This is a genomic window from Nonomuraea sp. B1E8 (assembly GCF_039871515.1).
In the GTDB taxonomy this organism is placed as follows: Bacteria; Actinomycetota; Actinomycetes; order Streptosporangiales; family Streptosporangiaceae; genus Nonomuraea.
In genome coordinates, this window is record NZ_JBDPLS010000017.1 from 83611 (window position 1) to 103655 (window position 20045).

Sequence of the window (20045 nt, forward strand, 5' to 3'; positions counted from 1 at the left end):
TTCTTCGGTGGGCCTACTTCTTGACCGGCGTGTCGCCGCCGGCCTTGTCATCCTCGGCGTTGTCGCCATTGGCGCCGACGACCGCGAGTTCGAACTCGCCGTCGTAGAGCTCGTGGCCGGTGATGACGGCCGACTCCACGGCCTCCTCGCCGCGCTGCCCGCGCAGGATCAGCGGGTCGTGCCGCAGGTCACGCGTGAGCGCCACGCACATGCCCGCCATCACCACCATGAACGGCACCGCGGCCAGGATGGTCAGGTTCTTCAGCCCGGTGAGCGCCGCGTCGCCACCGCCGCCGAGCAGCAGCATGATGGCCGCGACCGCGCCGGTCAGCACGCCCCAGACGATCACGACGACCCGGCTGGGCTCCATGGTGCCGCGCTGCGAAAGCGTGCTCATGACGATCGAGGCGGCGTCCGCCCCGGAGACGAAGAAGATGCCGACCAGGATCATCACGAGCAGGGTCGTGACGCCCGCGAGGGGATATTCGTTGAGCAGCGCGAACAGCTGACCCTCCGCGGTGGCCTCGCTGGTCAGCCGCGCGCCTCCGGCCTCCAGGCTCATCGCCGTGCCGCCGAAGACCGCGAACCAGACCAGGCTGACCACGCTGGGCACCAGGATCACGCCGCCGACGAACTGCCGGATGGTGCGGCCCCGGCTGATGCGGGCGATGAACAGGCCGACGAAGGGCGTCCAGGAGATCCACCACGCCCAGTAGAACACCGACCAGCCCGACAGCCAGGCGGCGACCCCTTCACCGCCGCTGGCCTCGGTGCGGGCCGCCATCTGGGCCAGGTCGCCGACGAACGAGCCGAGTGAGGTGGGGATGAGGTTGAGGATCAGCACGGTCGGGCCGACCAGGAAGAGGAACAGGACCAGCACCAGCGCCAGCACCATGTTGGTGTTGGACAGCCACTGGATGCCCTTCTCCACGCCGGAGACCGCCGACAACACGAACGCCGCCGTCAGCACCGCGATGATTACGATGAGCAGGCCTTCGCCGACCTCCGCCATCCAGCCGACCTCCTTGACCCCGCTGCCGATCTGCAGCGCGCCGAGGCCGAGGGAGGCGGCCGAGCCGAACAGGGTGGCGAAGATGGCCAGGATGTCGATGACCTTGCCCACGGCTCCGTTGGCGTGCCGCTCGCCGATCAGCGGGGTGAACACCGCGCTGATCGTCTGCCGCCGGCCGCGGCGATAGCACCCGTAGGCGATGGCCAGGCCGACCACGGCGTAGATCGACCAGGGATGCAGCGTCCAGTGGAAGAGCGTGGTGGCCAGCGAGGTCTCCATGCGCGTGGCCGGGGCCGCGGTGGCCTCGACCGTGCCGGGAGGGGGCTCGGCGAAGTGCGTGAGCGGCTCGGCCACCCCATAGAACATCAACCCGATGCCCATGCCGGCGCTGAACATCATCGCGACCCAGGACACGGTCTTGAACTCGGGCTCCTCGCCCTCCTGGCCCAGGGTGATCTTGCCGTACTTGCTGAACGCCAGCCAGAGCACGAACACCACGAAGCCCGAGGCCGCGAGCACGAATGCCCAGCCCAGGTTGTGCATCGTCCAGGCGAGCATGGAGGTCGACACGCCCTCCAGCGTGTCGGTGGCGACCGCTCCCCAGATGACGAAGGCAAGGGTCAGCGCAGCGGCCACCCCGAACACCACCCAGTCGGTCCGGGGTGGAAGGGCGGCTTTGACTCCTCCCGATGTATCCATGATTTTTCCGGTGTCCTGTGGTTGCTGTTCCACGAGTTCCTCTCGGCCTTTTCTCGTGTACGCGTCCGTGTTCGAGTACGCGTCCGTCTCGGATGCGTACGGACTGCTTACACGACGTTACCGAATGATCTTCGAACGTCCAAAAAAACTATTACAATCGGTCAAACGCGTAAACCTTTGTCCATGATCAAGCGTCCTCTGATATCACGGTGATCTACGCCCGTGACTCCTTCGTTAGGGACGTCCCGCGCTCAGCGTTCCCAGCGGATCTCGCCGTCGTGCCACCGCCCGGTCGACCGCAGACCCGCAGCCGCGGCGACGGCGGCCGAGGCCGCGTGGCCGGGATGGATGTGCGCGACGATCGTGCCCGTCCCCTGCCCCACCAGCCGGTCGACCAACGCCTTCGCCGCCTCCGAGGCCAGGCCGCGCCCCTGCCACGGCGTGCCGATCACCCAGGCGATCTCGGCGGTCCTGCCCTCGACCGTGGCCTGCACGTAGCCGGTGAGGCGCTCGTCCTCCCGCGACCACACCACCCAGTTGCGCCAGCCCGGCGGCCCGGCCACCAGCCGCTCGTAGCGGGCGCGCAACTCCTGCGCGGTGAGCGGGACGCCGCCGGTGAAGGCGTGCAGGGCGGGGTCGGACAGCACGGCGGCCATCTCGTCGGCGTGCTCGACGCGCAGCGGCCGCAGCACGAGGCGCGGCGTCTCGATGGTCTCCACGCGCCGCCCCTCACCCGCAGCCATCGTCGTCGTCCTGGGCGTACGACAGGATGACGGCCTCCGCCAGCAGCGTCACCTGGTTCTCCGTATGACAGTCGGCCTGGTGGACGGCGACTTCGGCCCCGCAGGCCGCGCAGACGAGGTTGGGGCCGACGATCGCGCTGATCCCGCAGCAGCCGGTGAGCCGGGAGATGTCCGGATGCAGCCGCATGCCGACGGCGTCATCGGGATGGATGACCAGGCCGGGAGGCTCATCCGAGAGCTCGTGGGGGTGGTGGTTGGCCGCGTACGTCCCGCGCGGCATCCGCGGCTGCTTGATCCTTTCGTACCACACGGTCGCGTCGACCGGCTGCTCCTTGTACGGGGGAAGCGGGATCTTCCGCACGGACAGGGTGATCGGGTTACGGCAGGCGAAGCAGAGGAAACGCGCCACACCGCGACGATACGCCGCCGCCCGGTGTCGGTGTGGCGGCAGAACACAGAAAGGGCGGCATCCGGAGATGCCGCCCTCAGGAGGGCCCGCGCCGTTCAGCTCGGCGCGGGCCGGCGCTTCAGCGCCGAGCTGCCGCGGACGCGACCGGGCTGCCCCACTTGAGCCCGTCCGTCGGCCACACCTCCTTCTTCAACATCCTGAGCGTCGGGTCGGTGCCGCCGACCTCGCAGCGGGCGCCCTTCTTCGGCATCTTCAACGAGATCAGGTACTCGTCGAAGGGCACGGTGCTGCACCTGTCCTTGCCGTAGATGCGGTGGCCCCAGCCCTCGTAGGTGAGGAGCGTGGCCTTGGAGCCGAACTGGCGGGCCACGTTGGCGGACCAGATCCACGGGGTGGAGGGGTCGTGGATCGAGTTGCCCAGCAGGATCGGGGCGTCACCCGTGTACCGCAGCCGGTGCTGCGGGTTGTTGGTGGGGTGGCCCAGGCACACGGGCAGGTCCTCGACCGGCATCGGGTTGAGGCGCATGTCGGGCGCGACGCGGGAGGAGAGCCGCATCAGCGCGGCGTACTCCCGGTAGTTGCGCACCGGCAGCTTGTAGTCCTCGCACAGGATCGTCGTGTTCAGCTCGACGGTCTCCCCCGACACCGGCTGCCGCCCGGGCAGCGGCGGCACCTCGTCCGGCAGCGGGCCGCCGTCCAGGGCGTTGAGCATCTGGCTGAGCAGCTGCCAGGCGGGGCCCTCCGTGCCGAGCACGCCCTGCCACAGGACCTGGATCTCGGTCATCGGACGGTCCTTGACGCCCGGGTAGTAGAGCTTGCCGTCACGCGCCTTCTTCAGCAGCCGCTCCCACACCTCACGGACGTCCTTGCCGTGCAGGGCGCACGCGGTCTCCTGCTCGCACCAGCCGACGAACTGGTCGAACGCGTCCTCCACGGCGGCGGCCTCGGTGGTCAGGAACGCCGCGACGCCGAGGCTGTGGTCCATGTTGCTGTCGAGCGCCATGGTCCGGATGTTGTCCGGGAACAGCTCGGCGTACATCTGGCCGATCAGGGTGCCGTACGAGATGCCGTAGAAGTTGAGCTTGCCCTCGCCGAGGGCGGCGCGGATGGCTTCGACGTCACGGGCCACGCTGACCGAGTCGACGTGGTCGTAGAGGGGGCCGGTGCGCTGCCGGCAGTCCTCGCGCAGCTCCTTGGCGAACGCCTTCCACTTGTCGAAGTCGGCCTGGCTCTTCATGACGGCGTAGGGGAACTTGTTGTACACCGACGCCGAGCAGGTCACCGGATGGCTGCGGCCCACGCCCCGGGGGTCGAAACCGACGATGTCGAAGTGCTTGCGCAGGTCTTCGGTGTAGGAGCCGGGGGCGGCGTAGACGGCCTCCACGCCGGATCCGCCGGGGCCACCGGGGTTGATCACGAGGGATCCGACGCGGGCCTCAGGGTCGAGGGCCTTGCGGCGGGCGAGGGAGATCTCGACCTTGGGGCCGTTCGGCTTGGACCAGTCGATCGGCACGGCGAGCTTGCCGCACTCGGCTTCCGGCTCCTCCTCGCAGGGCGCCCAGGTGATGCCGCCCTTGACGGCGGCCCCCGTGGCCCCGTCCGCGGCGGCCGCCGCCCCGGCCGTCGAAAGAGGTAACAGCGCCGCCAGCACCGTGAACGCGGCGGCGAGCAGAGAAGATCGTCTTCGCACGTTGCTCCAATCGTCACTCGATCAGCCGGCCGCTCGCGCGGCACACGGCCAGGCCTGATCATCCCGGCTCGCAGGGGCGCGTGTGGCAAAGCTGAGAAATTTGGCGCAAAGTGCGTCCTTTTCGGCATCTGGCACACTGGATTTCCCAGCTATCCACGCCACACAGGGGGACAGAACCGGATGAACGGGACGGTCACGGCGGTCAGCAGCAACGGCGAATACTCCTTCACCAAGCCGAACCGGGAGAGCATCACCCTGCTCGCCGGCCTGGGGGTGGAAGGCGACGTGCACGCGGGCGTGACGGTCAAGCACCGCTCCCGGGTGGCCCAGGACCCCACCCAGCCCAACCTTCGCCAGGTGCACCTCATCCACGAGGAGCTGTTCGCGGAGCTGGACCAGGCCGGCTACACGGTCAGGCCGGGCGAGCTCGGCGAGAACGTCACCACCAGCGGCATCGACCTGCTCGGCCTGCCGGCCGGCACGCTGCTGCACGTCGGCGAGCAGGCCGTCGTGGAGGTCACCGGGCTGCGCAACCCCTGCGTGCAGATCGACAACTTCCAGGACGGCCTGCTCAAGCAGGTCGTCGGCCGCGACGAGGCGGGCAACCTGGTACGCAAGACCGGCGTCATGAGCGTCGTCAGGACGGGCGGCGTCGTGCGCCCCAGCGACACGATCAAGGTGGAGCTCCCGGCCGAGCCCCATCGCCCGCTCGACCGCGTCTGAGCCCGGCCCGCCTCAGACCTCCTTCGGCACGAGACCGACGTCGAAGCGCACCTCGACCTCGTCGCTGAGCTTGAGCGCGCCGAACAACGCCGAATAGGGCCGGATGCCCCACTGGGACTGCACGATGACCGCCGAGCCGCGCACCCGGCCCTCGGCCAGCGAGCCGCGCACCTCGGCCGGCCGCGTGACACCCACGAGGGTGAGCTCGCCCTCGACGCGGAATTCCTCCGCGGTCCCCTCGACCCGGGTCGACCGGAACGTGATCGTCGGGTGGCGCCGGGTGTGCAGGACCTTCTCGCCCACGATCTTCCCGATCTCCCGGCGATCCGACTCCGTGAGCGGCTTGACGCCGCCCGTCCCTTGCCTGACGACGAGCGAATCCGCGTCGACCTCGACGGTCACCGAGGAACCGGCCGGATCGGCGGGATCGACGGCGGCCTCGCCGTGCCAGCGAGTCACCTCGATCGTGAGGTCATGTCCGGCCTTGGCGCCCAGCCCGGTGCGGGTCGTGTGCACCAGCAACTGCCCGGACTCGGGCCCCAGCCCGTAGCCACCAGCGGAAACGTCCATAGTGCCAGGTTAGCCCGGCGTCGTACGCCCGCCGCGGCCCGGCGTGCCGGGGCCCGCACGCCCCGGCGGCTGGACAAGGAGCGACTGACGTGATCTGACAGAGAAGGAGTGCCATCGATCACGGACAGGAGCACCTGGAGATGAGCGATACGCGGCGACTGCACACCGCCGGCACCGAGCTGCTGGAGCGAGCCCGCGACCTGCGCCCCCTGATCGAGCGCGAGGCGGACGCGGCGGAGGCGCACGGCAGGCTCACCACCTCCGTCGTGGACGCCCTGCACGAGTCAGGACTTTTCGGCGTATGGGTGCCCGTGCCCCTCGGCGGCGCCGAATCGTCCCCCCGGGAACTGATCGCCGTCTTCGAGGAGCTGTCGTACGCCGACCCCTCGACGGGCTGGGTGGTCATGGCCACCACCCTCGAGAACGGCACGGCCGGGGCCTACCTGGGTGACGACGCCGTCGAACGCATCTTCGCCGGCCCGCGGATGCCGCTCGTCGCGGGCCAGGGCACCAGGCCGGGCACCGCCGTACGCGAGGACGGTGGGTTCCGGCTCAGCGGGCGGTGGGGTTTCGCCTCGGGCATGCTGCACGCGCAGTACGCCCACAGCCTGGGCGCCGTCGAGGGCTCCGACGAGGTGCGGATCTTCATCACGCCGATGGACGACGTCAAGATGCTCGGCAACTGGGACGTCCTGGGCCTGCGTGCCACGGGCAGCATCGACTACGCCATCGACGGAGCCTTCGTACCGGAGTCGCAGTCGCACGTCTTCACCCAGAACGAGCCGCTGCGCGGCGGCGCGCTCTACCGGCTCGGCCTGGTCGACCAGGCACTGATCTGCCATTCCGGCTGGGCGCTCGGCGTCGGCCGCCGGCTCCTCGACGAGCTGGTCCGGCACGCGGGGGCGCGGGCGGGACGGCCCGGCCAGCTCGCGGACAGTGACGCCTTCCACACCGGCTTCGCCCGGACGGAGGCGGCGTTCCGCGCGGCCAGGGCCCTGGTGCACGAGACGTGGGACGACGCGGAACTCACCCTGGACGCGGGCCGCACGCTCGACGTACGCCAGGAGACGATGGTGCGACTGGCGCTCAACCACGTCACCTCGACGATCGCCGAGGTGTCCCGGTTCGTCTACGCGTCGGGCGGCACCTCGGCGCTGCGCGACGGGCTGGTGCAGCGGCTGTTCAGGGACGCCCACGCCGGCACCGCGCACATCACCTCGGGGCCCCAGGTGCTCAAGGAGTGCGGCCGCGAGCTGGCCGGGCTGGCTCCCGGCGAGTCGTGGGAGGTGTTCGGCCTGAGGGCGTAGTTTCCCCAGAACCGGTTCCCGCGGGGGCCGATGAGTTCTGCCGCCGCCGCGGGTCTTCATCACCGAAGTCGGAGAAAGGACATACCCATGGCCCACACCCTTGAGGTGCCCGGCGGCACCCTGCACTACGACGTACGAGAGGGCGAGCCGAACAGCGCGCCGATGTTGCTGATGATCGGATCACCGATGGACGCCAGCGGCTTCACCGGCCTGGCCGCCCGTTTCCGCGACCGTACGGTGGTCACCTACGACCCGCGCGGGAGCGGCCGCAGCACCCGCACCGGCGGCGGCGAGTCGACGCCCGACCAGCACGCCGACGACCTGCACCGGCTGATCGACGCGCTCGGCGGCGGACCGGTGGACATCTTCGCCAGCAGCGGCGGCGCCGTCAACGGGCTGGCGCTGGTGGCCGGGCACCCGGAACAGGTGCGCACGCTCGTCGCGCACGAACCCCCGGCCGCCCAGGTCCTGCCGGACAGGGAACAGGCGCTGGCCGCCGTGGCCGACATCCGCCGCACCTACGACCGGCACGGGTTCGGAGCGGCGATGGCGAAGTTCATCGCGGTCACGGGCCTGCGCGGCGAGATCCCCGCAGACTTCGCCGACCGGCCCGTGCAGAGCCCCGCGGAGCTCGGGCTGCCGTCGGAGGACGACGGTTCCCGGGACGACGTGATGTTCGCGCAGAACCTCATGACCTGTACGCACTACGAGCATGACTTCGAGGCGCTGCGCGCCGCCTCGACCCGTGTGGTCGTCGGCGTCGGAGCGGAGTCCGAGGGCGAGATGGCCCACCGTGCGGGCGTGGCCGTCGCCGCACGCCTCGGCACGGACCCGGTCGTCTTCCCCAGCCACCACGCCGGGTTCCTCGACGGCGAGTTCGGCATGAAAGGCGATCCGGAGGCCTTCGCCGCGACGCTGCGCCAGGTCCTCGAATCCACACGCCCCTTGTGATGGCCGCCACACATCACTTCGTCCGCGAGATCGTAACGGATGCGCAACGGTGTGTGACGAAACCGTGGCGCGCGGATCTTGATCGGGTAGTTCTGCCGACATGTCGGTTTCGCCCTATGAAGGATGGTTGCTGGCCGGGCGATACCGGCTGCTGGCCGAGGTGGGCCGGGGTGGCATGGGCACGGTCTGGCGCGGCCACGACGAGCTCCTTGACCGCCAGGTCGCGGTCAAGGAACTCAGCCTGCCCCACCAGCCAGGACCCGAGCGGGAGGTGCTGCTCGGGCGCACCATGCGCGAGGCCCGCCTGTCCGCCCGGCTGAGCCATCCGAACATCGCCGTCGTGTACGACGTGGTGGAGGCCGACGAGCGGCCGTGGATCGTCCTGCAGTACGTGCCATCCCGCAGCCTGGACGACCTGGTCAGGGAACGGGGACCGCTGCCCGCCGCCACCGTGGCGCGCGTCGGGCTGGAACTGCTGGACGCGCTGCGCGCCGCGCACGCGAAGGGCATCGTGCACCGCGACGTCAAGCCCGCGAACGTGTTGATGTCCGACGACGGCCACGCCGTGCTGACCGACTTCGGGCTGGCCACCACGCTGGACGACCAGGCACACCTCACGCGAGAGGGCATCGTGCTCGGCACGCCCGCCTACATCGCCCCCGAGCGGGCGCGCGGCGGGCCCTCCACCCCGCAGGCCGATCTGTGGTCGCTGGGCGCCACCTTGTACGAGGCCGTCGAGGGCCGCTCCCCCTTCGGCAACAGCGGCGCGCTGGCCACGCTGAGCGCGGTGCTCACCAGCAGCCCCGCCCCGCTGCGGCAGGCCGGGCCGCTCACCGCGGTCATCACCGGCCTGCTGGACAAGGACCCCCAGCGCCGCATCGGGGCCGCCGAAGCCCACCGGGAACTGCTCCGGGTGGCGGAGCAGCCGGCCCACGACGAGGCCGCTCCGAGCCGGGCCGAGCGCGCATCGCTCGTCCCCGCCGACGGCGCCCTCTTCCCCGTCCCGGCCCTGCGCTCCCGCCCGCGGGCGGCCGCGCCCGGGCGGTGGCGGCAGGCGGCCGCCGTGACCGCGCTGATACTCGCGGTGCTCGCCACGACCTCCTGGCCCGATGGCGACGTCGCCGGCCCTCGCCACGAGACGCCACGCGCCGAACCCGTCACCCACCCGGTGCCGCAGCCCAGCAACGCGCTGCACGCCTACCGTGCGTCAACCGGCAGGCCCTCCGAAGACGACCCCTCCCGAACCGCACGACCACCCGGCGCCCCGTCCCGGACCGCCCAGCCACGCGGCACCCCGCCCCGGGCCGCGCAGCCGCGCTCCACCGGCGCGTGGCGCTCGGGGCGCCTCCCGCCGGGGGTGGCCAAGAACGGCGGCAGGGCCAAGGGAGCCACGTACGCGAAGCCCGGCAACGGCTGGGGACGCGGCCGCTGAGCGGATGTCCCGCCGCCTACCCGGTCAGTCAGCCCCTGGAGGGCACGAGGGTGCCGCGGCCCTGGGCACGGCCCAGCAGGTGGTGGCCGCCTGCGCCGCCACCGGAGCCAGGGACGGACCGGTGACCGCCATCGAAGCGGCCAGAGCCGCGACCGTCAGTGCCGGTACGGCGCCGCCGCCGGCTACCCCGTGGGGCGAAGACGGACCGGCGCCGGCGTACGCGGGACGGCGTAGCCAGGTCGCCGCTCGCCGGCGGATTCCTCGGACGGCGGATCCGGCGACGCTTGGTCGTGTCAGCAGGAGACGACGGAAGAGAGAAGCAAGCAGATGAGCGCCACATACACGAAGATGCTCGCCACGACGACCGAGTGGCTCGCCCGCCACAGCATCGACGCCCTGCGGATCAGCGTCGGCCTGGTCTTCCTGGGGTTCGGGTTCCTGAAGTTCTTCCCGGGCGTCAGCCCCGCGGAAGAGCTCGCGGTGGGCACGCTGGAACAGCTGACGTTCGGCGTGGTGTCGGGCGGCGTCGCGCTCGCCGTCGTCGCCGCCACCGAGTGCTTCATCGGGCTGACCCTGATCACCGGGAGGTTCCTGAAGGCCGGTCTGCTCGTGATGGCCGGGGCGCTGGTGGGGTTCATGTCGCCGCTGGTGCTGTTCTTCACCGACATGTTCCCCGGTGGCCCGCCCACCCTGGAGGCCCAGTACATCCTGAAGGACATCGTGCTGGTCACCGCCGCCATGGTGATCGCGGCCAGGGCGCTGGGCGCGCGGCTCGTCCCGGCCCGCGAGCGGACGGCTTCGGACGTCAAGCTGGCCGCCTGACCCGGACTTCCGGCCCGACGGCGAAGCCCCGTGGAGCAGGACGCTCCGCGGGGCTTCACCGTGCCCGATCGTGCTTCCCGGTCAGGAAGGCGCGTAGATGCGGTGCACGAACTCGGCCAGCTTGCTGTCGGGCAGCTCCTTGGCCAGGTCAGCCTCGGTGATCATGCCGATGATCCGGCGATCGCGGATGACGGGCAGCCGCTTGATCTGATGCTGCTCCATCTTCTGCAACGCCTCCTCGACGCTGTGGTCGGCCTCCACCCACACCAGGCCCTGGGCCAGCTCGCCCGCCATGGTGGAGTCGAGGTCCTTGCCCTCGGCGCAGCATTTGACCACGATGTCGCGGTCGGTGATGATCCCCTTGAGCCGGTCGTCGTCACCGCAGATCGGCAGCGCCCCGACCGACAGGTCGCGCATCATGCGCGCGGCGGTGCGCAGGCTGTCGTGCTCGCCGACGCACTCCGCTCCCTGATGCATCACGTCCTGGACCGTCTTCGCGACCCCTGATGTGTCCATTGTCGCCTCCTTCAGCAGGATTGACGGAACATCACGCGCCCCCTACCCATCAGACGGCGGCTCAGCCCGCGAGCCACCGACCGAAGACGTAACGCCGTACATCCATCGATGTACGGCCCTTCTCGTCAGGCGGGACGATGGCGGCGGGCTGTGGCGGCAGCAGGCTGGAAGGTGTGAAAGGACGCATAGACGCACTGGACGTGCTGCGCGGTGTGGCGATCATGGGCACGCTCGGCACCAACATCTGGATCTTCACCGCTCCGGGCGGCCCCCTGGACATGCTGCAGCTGAGCGGCGGCGGCAGCGCGGTGGAGACCTTCGTGCGCTTCCTGTCCAACGGCAAGTTCCTCGGGCTGCTGACCCTGCTCTTCGGCATCGGCCTCGAACTGCAGTACCGCAGCGCCGTGCGCAAGGGCCTGGCCTGGCCGGGGCGGTATCTGTGGCGCTCGGCGCTCCTGCTGGCCGAGGGCACCCTGCACTACATCCTGATCTTCGAGTTCGACGTGCTGATGGGCTACGCCGTCACCGCCGTGATCGTCGCGTACCTGGTGGGCAGGAGCGAACGCGCGATCACCGGCTGGATGATCGGCATGGGGACGCTGCACGCCGCCCTGGCCGTCCTGGCCACGGTAGCCCTGCAGGCCCCGGCCACGGGCGGCGGCACGAGCCCCCTCTACACCGAGGGAAGCTGGCTCGACCAGGTCGGCACACGCCTGCAGTACGCCGCGATCTTCCGCATCGAGCTGATCTTCATCGTGCCCATGGGCGTCGTCCTCTTCCTCCTCGGCGCCCGCCTCCTCCGTGCCGGGCTGTTCGAGGAACGCGGCGCCCGGCTGCGCAGGAGGCTGATCGTGGTCGGGCTCGGCGCGGGCGTGCCGCTGAACCTGGCCACCTCCTTCGCCGGCCCCGCCTGGTTCGTGGCCGACCGCTACCTGCTGGCGCCCCTGGTCTCGCTCGGCCTGCTCGGACTGATCACCACCATCGTGCTCGGCCTGCGCGGCGCCCCAGGCGTGGTACGGCGAGGGCTCACGAACGTCGGGCGGACGGCGCTGTCCGGCTACGTGTTCCAGAACCTGCTGGCCTGCGTGCTCTGCTACGGCTGGGGCCTCGGGCTGGCGAGTCGGCTCGACGCGTACCGGCCCTGGTGGGTGCCGGTCGCGTGGGCGGCGATCTGCCTGCTCATCATGGTGCTGTCCTCATTGTGGTTGCGCCGGTTCCGGCGCGGGCCGCTCGAAACGGCCTGGCAGTGGGCGTACCAGGCGCCGTTCAGGAATGCCGGGCAGCCCGCGGACAGCCCGAGCCGCGTCAGAAGTACTTCGGGGTGAGATCCGTGGTGGGCCAGGTCTTCACGGTGCCGATCGCCTTGCCGAGGATGGGGTCGATCCCGTCGAAGTCCGGGCTGCCCTCCTCCTCCCTGCGGTTGAAGATCGCGCAGTAGCTGACGCCGTGCTGCACGCGCGCGAAGAAGCTGAACGTGCCGGGCATGCTGCCGTTGTGCCAGGTGTTCAGCCCTCCGGCGTTGTTCTCGCGCACGCGCCAGCCGAGGCCGTACCAGTCGCCGCCCGGGTTCTCGCCCAGCTCGGGCCTGGCGAAGACGCGCGAGATCGACTTCGAGTTGAGCACGGGCCCCGCGCCGTCGAAGACGAAACCCCACTTGACCAGGTCGACGGCCGAGGCCAGCCAGCCGCCGTTGGCGTCCTGGTTGGGCATGCTGAAACCGCCGTAGGGGTAGGGCACGGTCTTGCCCGACGGGTCCACGACGCTCTTCCTGGTGTACTTCGACTCGTACGGCACCTCTGTGGAGAACGCCTCGGAGCGGAGGCTGCGGCCGAGCCGCATCCGCTCGATCTCGACGGGGGCGAGCAGCTTCTGCCGCACGTACGTCTCGTAGGGCAGGCCCGAGACCCGCGCGATGACCCGGCCGGCCAGCATGTAGCCGTAGTTGCTGTAGGCGTACTTCGAGCCGGGGGCGAAGTCGAGCTTCTTCGCGGTGGTGTACTTCGTGATGTCGGCGTGGTCGATCGGCAGCGGCACGTCCAGCGACGCCGCGATCGTGGTGTCGTTCCACAGCGGGTCGGTCGTCACGCCCCTGTCCCAGCCGCCGGTGTGCTGGAGCAGCCGCCAGAGGGTGACCTTCGCCAGCCGGGGGTCGGCCTCGGTCGGCAGGTCCAGCAGGTCGGCGACCTTGTCGCCCAGGCTCAGCTTGCCGTCCTGCGCCAGCCGGACGATCGCGGCCGCGGTCAGGCTCTTGCTGAGGCTCGCGATCCGGAAGAGGGACGTCGGCTGCACCTTCGCCGTCGAGCCGTCCGGCCTGGTGTAGGAGCCGTAACCGCGGGCGAGCAGGATCTTGCCCTTCCTGGCGACCGCGAGCTGCGCACAGGAGATGTCCCGCTCCTTGATGTACGCCTTCAGCGCCTTGTCGAACCCGGCCATCGACGCCGGCACGACCCCGGTGGTCGGCGGCTCGGCCGACTCGGCCCCCGCGGGAGCCGCCCCGAGTGCGATCGCCGGCACGGCACCCGCGCCCGCCTGGAGGAGCCGCCGCCGGCTGAGCATGGTCACATGTCCCCCTGCTGTCACATTCCTCGCAATAGGCCTCTTTACTACCACAGAGCCAGGTGTCAGGGGCGGGGGTGCAGATGGCCGCGGCGGTGGGCCATCCGCGCGCCTCGCGGCCCCACGCCGCGGCCACGCCAAGGACGCTACGGCGGAGGACCGGCCGGGATCATCACGCTGGAGTGGACAACCGGGGGTGGCTCGCTCGGAGGATCAGGGCGCCGTTTCGTGGCCCGGCCGGCCAGGGGTGCGGCGGCGCTGCTTCAGCTCCGCCTCGTACAGGTGGCGGCGGCCCCCGGCCAGGTCCTCGCGGATCTCCCGTTCGAGGTCCTGGAACTCGCGGTAGTAGCCGTCGTCGTACTCCTCGACGAGCTGGAACGTCCACCGGCCGTCGAGGACGTTACGGCCGATCAGCTCGCGCTCGATCCGGCCGGCCCACGCGTCGTGCCCGCCCTGGCGCAGCTGCTCCACCACCCGGTCCAGCGCGAAGTCGGCGCTGCCGGTGAGCTGGTGCATCGCGTACAGATGACCTCTGGCCCGGTGGATCATCTCCAGGGCCTCGCTGAAGCCGCCCAGCGCCTCGACGGTGACATCGTCCAGGCCAGCCGGGCGGCGGTGGGCGGGGTCGGGCACACGTTCTGTCATGAGGTCACTGCTACCCCACGGCCCTCTCCCCTATCCGGCGGAACGCGGTCAGCCGCGCTCCTGCCAGGTGCACAGGCAGACCCTGTTGCCCTCGGGGTCGGCCAGCACCCAGAAGCTCGGCGCCCCCTCGTCGTCCACGAGCGTGCCGCCGGCGGCGAGCGCGGCGTCGATGCGCGGCTGCACCTGCTCGGGATCCACCCACACGTCGAGGTGCCAGCGCTGGCGGGGCTCCTCCCTGCCGGACTTCTGGAACCAGACCGGGGGCAGCGCGTCGTACGGGTCGCGCACCTCGTCGTCGACCCCGGCCTCCGCCTGGTCCTTCATGGCCAGCACGGCGGCCCAGAACGGCAGGACCTCCTTGTGGGACGGGGTGTCGAGGGCGAGCTCCATACGGGAGACGCTCCCGCTCTCCAGCTCCACGCCGGTGTCGGCGGCGATCCGGGAGATCGTACGAGCCAGCCGGACGTCGCGCTCGGTGACCCCTCGCTCGTCATGGCTGGTGAGCCGGACGTCGACGTGGGTGTAGCGCAGGTCGAGATCGGGATGGTGGTCCATCTCCTCGGCCGCCGCGCCGATGGCGTCGACGACGGAGAGCCCGGTCGCGAAGTTCCCCGTCCTGATGCGGGTGTGCAGGCCGCCGAGCAGGAGAACCCACCCGTCCAGCGCCTCGCCGGCGATCTGCTGTCCAGTGAGCTTGGTCATGGGTCAATGCTGGCGTACCGCCCGCGGATGAGGAAGACCGGCACGCCTCGGGACCCGCCCTCGGCGGCGCGGCCTCGCGTGGGCAACCCGTTCGTTATGGCATCGATCCGCGCGGGCGGCGATCCCGTACTCCGGGGCACCCGACCTTCCGGAGACCAGCATGACCATCCGCTCGTTGCCCCTCGTGCTCCTCGTGCTCGCCCTGCCCGCCACCGCCTGCACCGCCCCCGCCGGGCAGGCCGCCTCCTCGTTCGGCCGCCCGACCTCGGCGGCGCGCTCACAGGAGCCGCAGCAGCCGCGCGGCGTCGTGTCCGTGGCGGAGGCCAGAACCGTCCTCGACCAGTGGGACCTCGCGGAGGCTGAGGCCGAACGGCAGGGCGGCACGGACTGGACGGCGGCCGAGACCGGGCTCGCCGCGACCATGAGCAAGGCCCAGAGCCGGGCGCGCAAGATGATCGGCGAGAGCGTGACCGCACCGAGGCCGGCCATCGTCAAACCGCGCTTCGCCATCCCGGGGAAGGTCGCGGGCGCGCCGTGGTTCATGGCCGAGTTCCGCCGCAAGGGCGGCACCGCCTGGTCGCAGGCGGTCTTCAGGAAGACGCAGGACGGCTGGCGCATGACCCTCATGTCCATCACCTCGGCCAAGTCCCGGCCTCCCGCCGTCGCCCGCGACGACAACGGCCTGGCCACCGCGGTCGCACCGGACGACGGCGACGGCCTCATCGCCTCGCCTCGCGAGATCGCCCGGGCCCACGCCCGCCTGCAGTCCACGTTCGGCCAGGACCGCCCCGCCCGGCGCCTCTTCACCGCGAACTCCCTCTCCCGGCAGAACGCCGACGCCAGGCTCGACGAGCGCAGGGCACTGGGCAACGAGTGGACCATGACGGTCCGCTCCAAGCCGGCCCCCGAGGTCTACGCGCTCAGGACCGCCAACGGCGGCGCACTCGTCTGGTACGGCATCGAGCAGCAGGACACCATGGCCGCCCGCCCCGGCACCACCGCCACGATGCGGTTCACCGACCGCGTGCCCGCCGCGCTGAGCCACGGCCGCGACTACGCCCGCAAGGCCGGCCACAGGACGGCCGGGATCTACCTCGCCGTCGTGCCACGGTCGCCCGGCCTGGTGCGCGTGCCCGTGGAATGGTTCATCAGCCTCGGCATCAGCGGGTCCTGACCCGCCGCCGGGCCGAACAGTGCACCTAAGTACACCCCGGCCGTGCCCTCACCCTCATTCCGGCCCCCGACCTGGCTCATTAGCGTCGAAGCCAGTATCCAAGGGGGTTCCAGCCGTGAACATGTCACTCCAGTCCTCGACCTCACCGAAGGGGCCGGTCGCCCCTGCCGCGCGGGCGCCCGCCCCGGACCTCGCCCGCGGCATCATGTTGCTGGCCATCGCGTACGCGCACGCGCCGCTCTACGTGCAGACCGTCGACCGCGGCCCGTCGCTGCTCAACGACGTCCTCGCCTTCCTGCACCAGTTACTGATCAACAACCACGCGCGGCCGATGTTCGCGTTCCTGTTCGGCTACTCGCTGGTCCAGTTGCTGAACCGGCAGCTGGAGCGCGGCAACGACTGGGTGAGCGTGCGCAAGCTGCTGCGCCGCCGGGGCTGGTGGTTGTTCGCGATCGGGTTCGTGCACGTCCTGGTGCTCGTCCCGCTCGACATCCTCGCTCCGTACGGCATCGCCGCCCTGCTCTGCGTCGGCCTGCTGCGGGCCAGGGACGCGACGCTCCTGTGGGTGTCGGGCATCGTCCTGGTGCCGTCGGCGGCGATGGTCGGGCTCGCCATGTGGTATCCGCTGTCGGAGGGAATCTCGACGTACGAGGCCGGCAGCATCGCCCCCGGAGCGCTCGGCCCGGTCGAGATGCTGGCGGGCCGGTTCGTGGCCTGGCCGTTCGGCTTGGTCATCGGCGTCATCATGGTGATCCCCGGGGTGCTCGTCGGGATCTGGGCCGCGCGGCGGCGACTGCTGGAGGAGCCCGTCCGGCACCGTTCGCTGCTGATCCGCGTCTCGGTGGTCACCACGGCGGTGTCGCTGCTCGGCTCCGTTCCCGTGGGGCTCATGCAGGCCGGCTGGTGGGCCGAGCCGTCGGGCACGACGACGCTGGTCGCGTCGCTCATCCAGCCGCTCAGCGGCTATTTCGGCGGCATCGGCCTGGCCGCGATCATGGGGCTGGCCGCGATCCCGGTCATCAGGCGGCCGAACGCCCTGGCCACCGCCCTCCAGGCGCTCGGTCAGCGCTCCATGAGCCTGTACCTCTTCCAGTCCGTCGTGTTCGTCGCGCTCTTCTTCCCGTACGGGCTCGGCCTGCAGGACGACCTCGGCCTCGCCGGCGCCACGGGAGTGGCCACGGCGACCTGGCTGCTGTCGATCCTCATCGCCGACCTCATGCGCCGGGCCGGGCACCGCGGCCCGGCGGAGATCCTGCTGCGCCGCCTGGCCTACCGGTGACGGGTTAGGGTGACCGGGTGCCTGTCCGACTGATTGGCGCCAATCCCGGTCTCACCCTGTTCGTCGCCGGCGAGCGGGTCGCCTTCGCCTCCCTGTGGCGGGTCGACTGGTCCGAACGCGGCGCAGGCAACGCCCTCGTGATGTGGCACGGCGGCACGACCAGGGTCGTCGCGGAGGACCGGGAGCTGGGTGAGTGGCTCGCCGCCGGCTTCACCCGGCATTTCCCCGAGGTGCGCGGCCTGCCGTGGCCCGAGCCCGCGTTCACGCGGGCGCCCGTCCACCTCGACCTCGACCTGGACAAGGGGCTCCGGGCCACGGCGGACGACGTGACGGTCGAGATCCCCGGCCCGCCGCGCGAGCGGCGGGCCGTCCGCGTGCCGGCGTTCGACCTGGGGGGCGTGCCGCACCTGCTCACGAACGTCTTCATGCCGTGCGACACCGGCAGCATGACGATCGGCGGCGCGGCGGTGGCGGCCGACTCCGCGACCGCCTTCCTGGCCGACGCCGAGGTGTGGAGCAGCTGACCTCCCGGCCGACGCCGACGCGGCGCGGTACCGTCGCCTGCGGATAGGCTCGAAAGCCAACCTGGGAGCGGAGGGAACCGATCATCAGCAGCGACCACTCCCGCCCGCATGACGAACGATCCCCGCGTCGCCGGGTGACCGAGGCGGCGATCCTGAGCGGTCACGACCAGAGCCTGGCCGACATCGCCCGGTGGACGTGCCCGCACGGGCAACATGCCGGGAACGGCTGCGTCCCCTGCTACCACGCCGCGGGCGAGGCCGACCCGGCGCTGCCGCTGTGGGATGTCGCGGTGTGGTTCACCTCGGTGCGGCCCATCCCGATCAGGGCGCTGCACGACGTGCACCGCCATGACCGCCAGTTCGCGATCGACCAGCCGTCGACGCCGCTGGTCTACCTGCTGAGCGGGCAGGCCAGAGCGGCGCTGGGCGCGGAGGCGGTGGCGGGCGTGGTCGGGTTCCTGGTGCAGAACCAGCACATCGTGGACGAGTTCGTCGTGACGGAGATCCGTGCCGTGCACTCATGACGCACATGGGCAGGCGATGTGTGATAGCGTGGGAACAGTTGCAGATGTGTTACCCATAAGACTTGTGCGCACCTGGCGATCTTGATCTTCAGGTGCGTTTTTTGTTTCCGGTCATCTCCGGATGGGCTCATTCCAGCGACGCGGGGTCCGTAAAGTGCGGATCTCGTCTCCGCCTCCTATCTAAAGGAGATAGACATGGCGACCGGAACCGTGAAGTGGTTCAACTCCGAAAAGGGCTTCGGCTTCATCGCGCAGGACGGCGGCGGCGCCGACGTCTTCGCCCACTATTCCAACATCGTCTCCAACGGTGGCTACCGTGAGCTGACCGAGGGCCAGAAGGTGGCCTTCGACGTCGTCCAGGGCCAGAAGGGCCCGCAGGCGGAGAACATCGTTCCCGCCTGACACGGCATCCAGCTCGCCGAGCCGGGGCCCGCACCAGACTGGTGCGGGCCCCGGCTCCGTTCTGGGAGAAACCACCCATGAGGTGAGCAACCCTGGGTAAGACGCAGACGTAACAGGAGGGTCGCGAGGAGAGTCCTGCGCATGCGAAGTGACGGCGAGCTGATGCTGGGTGGTCTGCTGGAGGCGGCCCACCTCATCGCGCTGGAGCAGGTCCCCCGTGTGGTGGCCGAGCATGCGCGACAGGCCGGACTCACCCAGACCCTGATCTACGTGACCGATCTGCAGCAGCAGCGTCTCGTGCCCCTGCCAGGCCAGAGCGGCGACAACGGCGAAGTGCTCGACCCGGTCCTGATCGACACCACGCTCGCCGGACGGGCCTTCCGGAACGTGGAGATCGTACGCAGCCGGCGAGGGCCGGACACCACGCCCGAGCCCGAGGAGAAACCGCGGGTGTGGGTGCCGATACTCAACGGCACCGAGCGCCTCGGCGTGCTCCAGGCGACCCTGCCCGACTGCGGAGAGCTCGCCGAGCAGCGGGTCATCCGCCTGGCCTCGCTCCTCTCGCTGATCCTGGCGACCAAGCGCACCCACAGCGACTCCTTCGCGCGGCTGGTCCGCGTCCAGCCGATGACGCTGTCTGCCGAGGTGCTGTTCAACCTGCTGCCACCGGGCACCTTCGCCAACGAGCGCGTGGCGGTCAGCGCCGCGCTGGAGCCGGCGTACGAGGTGGGCGGCGACGCCTACGACTACGCCATCGACGGCGACATCCTGCACGTGTCGATCTTCGACGCCATGGGCCACGACACCTCGGCCGGACTGACCGCCACCATCGCCATGGGGGCCTGCCGTAACGCCCGGATCCAGGGGGCCGACCTCGCCACCGCCGGCGAGGTGATCGACGAGGCGATCGCGGAGCAGTTCACCGGGCGGTTCGCCACCGGGATCCTGGCCGACCTCGACCTGCGCACCGGCGAGCTGAGCTGGGTGAACCGGGGCCACCACCCGCCACTGGTGCTCCGCGGCGGCCGGTGGGTGGCCACGCTGGCCGCCGAACCCGACCCGCCGATGGGCTTCCGGCTGGACCCGCGCACCGGGCTGCTCGACTATCAGCTGGAGCCCGGCGATCGTCTGGTCTTCTACACCGACGGAGTCCTCGAGGCGCAGAGCCCGGACCGGGAGTTGTTCGGGCTGGAGCGGTTCATCGACTTCCTCATCCGCCACGAGGCCGACGGGCTGGCCGTTCCCGAGACGTTGCGGCGGCTGATCCAGGCCATCCTGAAGCACCAGCGCGGCAGGCTCCAGGACGACGCCACCGTACTCGTGGTGGAGTGGCAGAGCCGGACCCCGGAGCGGCTCGTGCTCTGA

The 20045-nt window shown here is 70.7% G+C and carries 21 protein-coding genes; 12 read left to right on the forward strand and 9 right to left on the reverse strand.

Annotated elements, in window-relative coordinates; genetic code table 11:
* Positions 1 to 13: 13 nt before the first annotated feature.
* The 4 genes from ABGA98_RS39470 to ABGA98_RS39485 form a co-directional block, all read right to left on the reverse strand.
* Positions 14 to 1648 carry a BCCT family transporter gene (locus ABGA98_RS39470; protein ID WP_347623580.1) on the reverse strand — a complete coding sequence of 545 codons (1635 nt, stop codon included), beginning with the start codon at positions 1646 to 1648 and terminating at the stop codon, positions 14 to 16.
* Between the two features lie 314 nt (positions 1649 to 1962).
* Positions 1963 to 2454, reverse strand: coding sequence for a GNAT family N-acetyltransferase (locus ABGA98_RS39475; RefSeq protein WP_347623581.1), 492 nt, complete (start codon positions 2452 to 2454; stop codon positions 1963 to 1965).
* Complete coding sequence (locus ABGA98_RS39480) at positions 2441 to 2863, reverse strand: hypothetical protein (RefSeq protein WP_347623582.1); 423 nt, start codon at positions 2861 to 2863, stop codon at positions 2441 to 2443. The genes ABGA98_RS39475 and ABGA98_RS39480 overlap by 14 nt, the downstream gene beginning before the upstream one ends.
* Positions 2864 to 2981: 118 nt before the next feature.
* Positions 2982 to 4553 carry an alpha/beta fold hydrolase gene (locus ABGA98_RS39485; RefSeq protein ID WP_347623583.1) on the reverse strand — a complete coding sequence of 524 codons (1572 nt, stop codon included), beginning with the start codon at positions 4551 to 4553 and terminating at the stop codon, positions 2982 to 2984.
* A 180-nt stretch (positions 4554 to 4733) separates the two neighbouring features.
* Between ABGA98_RS39485 and ABGA98_RS39490 the strand changes: the two genes are divergently transcribed.
* Positions 4734 to 5276: an MOSC domain-containing protein gene (locus ABGA98_RS39490; RefSeq protein ID WP_347623584.1), complete on the forward strand. Its 543-nt coding sequence runs from the start codon at positions 4734 to 4736 to the stop codon at positions 5274 to 5276.
* A 12-nt stretch (positions 5277 to 5288) separates the two neighbouring features.
* Here the strand turns inward: ABGA98_RS39490 and ABGA98_RS39495 are convergent, their stop codons facing one another.
* Entirely contained in the window at positions 5289 to 5846 is a 558-nt protein-coding gene (locus tag ABGA98_RS39495) for a YceI family protein (protein WP_347623585.1), read from the reverse strand.
* Positions 5847 to 5986: 140 nt separating this feature from the next.
* Between ABGA98_RS39495 and ABGA98_RS39500 the strand changes: the two genes are divergently transcribed.
* The 4 genes from ABGA98_RS39500 (at position 5987) to ABGA98_RS39515 (ending at position 10358) form a co-directional block, all read left to right on the forward strand.
* Entirely contained in the window at positions 5987 to 7153 is a 1167-nt protein-coding gene (locus tag ABGA98_RS39500; RefSeq protein WP_347623586.1) for an acyl-CoA dehydrogenase family protein, read from the forward strand.
* 87 nt (positions 7154 to 7240) lie between these two features.
* Positions 7241 to 8104, forward strand: a complete 864-nt coding sequence (locus ABGA98_RS39505; RefSeq protein WP_347623587.1) for an alpha/beta hydrolase — start codon at positions 7241 to 7243, stop codon at positions 8102 to 8104.
* A gap of 100 nt (positions 8105 to 8204) precedes the next feature.
* Positions 8205 to 9536 carry a protein kinase gene (locus ABGA98_RS39510; protein ID WP_347623588.1) on the forward strand — a complete coding sequence of 444 codons (1332 nt, stop codon included), beginning with the start codon at positions 8205 to 8207 and terminating at the stop codon, positions 9534 to 9536.
* Positions 9537 to 9863: 327 nt separating this feature from the next.
* Complete coding sequence (locus ABGA98_RS39515; RefSeq protein WP_347623589.1) at positions 9864 to 10358, forward strand: DoxX family protein; 495 nt, start codon at positions 9864 to 9866, stop codon at positions 10356 to 10358.
* A gap of 81 nt (positions 10359 to 10439) precedes the next feature.
* On the opposite strand, the gene ABGA98_RS39520 is transcribed toward ABGA98_RS39515, so the two are convergent.
* Positions 10440 to 10874, reverse strand: a complete 435-nt coding sequence (locus ABGA98_RS39520) for a CBS domain-containing protein (RefSeq protein WP_347623590.1) — start codon at positions 10872 to 10874, stop codon at positions 10440 to 10442.
* A gap of 173 nt (positions 10875 to 11047) precedes the next feature.
* Between ABGA98_RS39520 and ABGA98_RS39525 the strand changes: the two genes are divergently transcribed.
* On the forward strand, positions 11048 to 12199 hold the full coding sequence (locus ABGA98_RS39525; RefSeq protein WP_347623591.1) for a DUF418 domain-containing protein: 1152 nt from the start codon (positions 11048 to 11050) through the stop codon (positions 12197 to 12199).
* On the opposite strand, the gene ABGA98_RS39530 is transcribed toward ABGA98_RS39525, so the two are convergent.
* The 3 genes from ABGA98_RS39530 to ABGA98_RS39540 form a co-directional block, all read right to left on the reverse strand.
* The gene (locus ABGA98_RS39530; RefSeq protein ID WP_347623656.1) at positions 12180 to 13430 is read right to left on the reverse strand and encodes a serine hydrolase domain-containing protein; all 1251 of its coding nucleotides are present in this window, start codon (positions 13428 to 13430) and stop codon (positions 12180 to 12182) included. The two genes, ABGA98_RS39525 and ABGA98_RS39530, sit on opposite strands and share 20 nt — an antisense overlap.
* A 213-nt stretch (positions 13431 to 13643) precedes the next feature.
* Complete coding sequence (locus ABGA98_RS39535) at positions 13644 to 14075, reverse strand: hypothetical protein (RefSeq protein ID WP_347623592.1); 432 nt, start codon at positions 14073 to 14075, stop codon at positions 13644 to 13646.
* Positions 14076 to 14123: 48 nt separating this feature from the next.
* The gene (locus ABGA98_RS39540) at positions 14124 to 14777 is read right to left on the reverse strand and encodes a 4a-hydroxytetrahydrobiopterin dehydratase (protein ID WP_347623593.1); all 654 of its coding nucleotides are present in this window, start codon (positions 14775 to 14777) and stop codon (positions 14124 to 14126) included.
* Between the two features lie 160 nt (positions 14778 to 14937).
* On the opposite strand from ABGA98_RS39540, the gene ABGA98_RS39545 reads away from it, so the two are divergent.
* The 6 genes from ABGA98_RS39545 to ABGA98_RS39570 all read left to right on the forward strand — a co-directional run bounded on the left by ABGA98_RS39545 (position 14938) and on the right by ABGA98_RS39570 (position 20045).
* Positions 14938 to 15951 carry a hypothetical protein gene (locus ABGA98_RS39545; protein ID WP_347623594.1) on the forward strand — a complete coding sequence of 338 codons (1014 nt, stop codon included), beginning with the start codon at positions 14938 to 14940 and terminating at the stop codon, positions 15949 to 15951.
* A 121-nt stretch (positions 15952 to 16072) separates the two neighbouring features.
* Complete coding sequence (locus ABGA98_RS39550) at positions 16073 to 17230, forward strand: DUF418 domain-containing protein (RefSeq protein WP_347623657.1); 1158 nt, start codon at positions 16073 to 16075, stop codon at positions 17228 to 17230.
* Between the two features lie 17 nt (positions 17231 to 17247).
* Positions 17248 to 17754, forward strand: coding sequence for a hypothetical protein (locus tag ABGA98_RS39555; protein WP_347623595.1), 507 nt, complete (start codon positions 17248 to 17250; stop codon positions 17752 to 17754).
* A 134-nt stretch (positions 17755 to 17888) separates the two neighbouring features.
* Complete coding sequence (locus ABGA98_RS39560; protein ID WP_347623596.1) at positions 17889 to 18278, forward strand: hypothetical protein; 390 nt, start codon at positions 17889 to 17891, stop codon at positions 18276 to 18278.
* A gap of 195 nt (positions 18279 to 18473) precedes the next feature.
* Positions 18474 to 18680 (forward strand): cold-shock protein, encoded by a 207-nt coding sequence (locus ABGA98_RS39565; protein WP_055509312.1) that lies wholly within the window; start codon positions 18474 to 18476, stop codon positions 18678 to 18680.
* 141 nt (positions 18681 to 18821) lie between these two features.
* A complete protein-coding gene (locus ABGA98_RS39570) occupies positions 18822 to 20045 on the forward strand; it encodes a PP2C family protein-serine/threonine phosphatase (protein ID WP_347623597.1) in 1224 nt (407 codons plus the stop codon).

What these genes read in the sequence shown, in the direction of transcription:
- ABGA98_RS39475 (WP_347623581.1), bottom strand. Translation starts at nt 2,454, where the DNA reads ATGGCTGCGGGTGAGGGGCGGCGCGTGGAGACCATCGAGACGCCGCGC.
- ABGA98_RS39490 (WP_347623584.1), top strand. Translation starts at nt 4,734, where the DNA reads ATGAACGGGACGGTCACGGCGGTCAGCAGCAACGGCGAATACTCCTTC.
- ABGA98_RS39495 (WP_347623585.1), bottom strand. Translation starts at nt 5,846, where the DNA reads ATGGACGTTTCCGCTGGTGGCTACGGGCTGGGGCCCGAGTCCGGGCAG.
- ABGA98_RS39500 (WP_347623586.1), top strand. Translation starts at nt 5,987, where the DNA reads ATGAGCGATACGCGGCGACTGCACACCGCCGGCACCGAGCTGCTGGAG.
- ABGA98_RS39505 (WP_347623587.1), top strand. Translation starts at nt 7,241, where the DNA reads ATGGCCCACACCCTTGAGGTGCCCGGCGGCACCCTGCACTACGACGTA.
- ABGA98_RS39510 (WP_347623588.1), top strand. Translation starts at nt 8,205, where the DNA reads ATGTCGGTTTCGCCCTATGAAGGATGGTTGCTGGCCGGGCGATACCGG.
- ABGA98_RS39515 (WP_347623589.1), top strand. Translation starts at nt 9,864, where the DNA reads ATGAGCGCCACATACACGAAGATGCTCGCCACGACGACCGAGTGGCTC.
- ABGA98_RS39520 (WP_347623590.1), bottom strand. Translation starts at nt 10,874, where the DNA reads ATGGACACATCAGGGGTCGCGAAGACGGTCCAGGACGTGATGCATCAG.
- ABGA98_RS39530 (WP_347623656.1), bottom strand. Translation starts at nt 13,430, where the DNA reads ATGCTCAGCCGGCGGCGGCTCCTCCAGGCGGGCGCGGGTGCCGTGCCG.
- ABGA98_RS39535 (WP_347623592.1), bottom strand. Translation starts at nt 14,075, where the DNA reads ATGACAGAACGTGTGCCCGACCCCGCCCACCGCCGCCCGGCTGGCCTG.
- ABGA98_RS39540 (WP_347623593.1), bottom strand. Translation starts at nt 14,777, where the DNA reads ATGACCAAGCTCACTGGACAGCAGATCGCCGGCGAGGCGCTGGACGGG.
- ABGA98_RS39545 (WP_347623594.1), top strand. Translation starts at nt 14,938, where the DNA reads ATGACCATCCGCTCGTTGCCCCTCGTGCTCCTCGTGCTCGCCCTGCCC.
- ABGA98_RS39550 (WP_347623657.1), top strand. Translation starts at nt 16,073, where the DNA reads ATGTCACTCCAGTCCTCGACCTCACCGAAGGGGCCGGTCGCCCCTGCC.
- ABGA98_RS39565 (WP_055509312.1), top strand. Translation starts at nt 18,474, where the DNA reads ATGGCGACCGGAACCGTGAAGTGGTTCAACTCCGAAAAGGGCTTCGGC.
- ABGA98_RS39570 (WP_347623597.1), top strand. Translation starts at nt 18,822, where the DNA reads ATGCGAAGTGACGGCGAGCTGATGCTGGGTGGTCTGCTGGAGGCGGCC.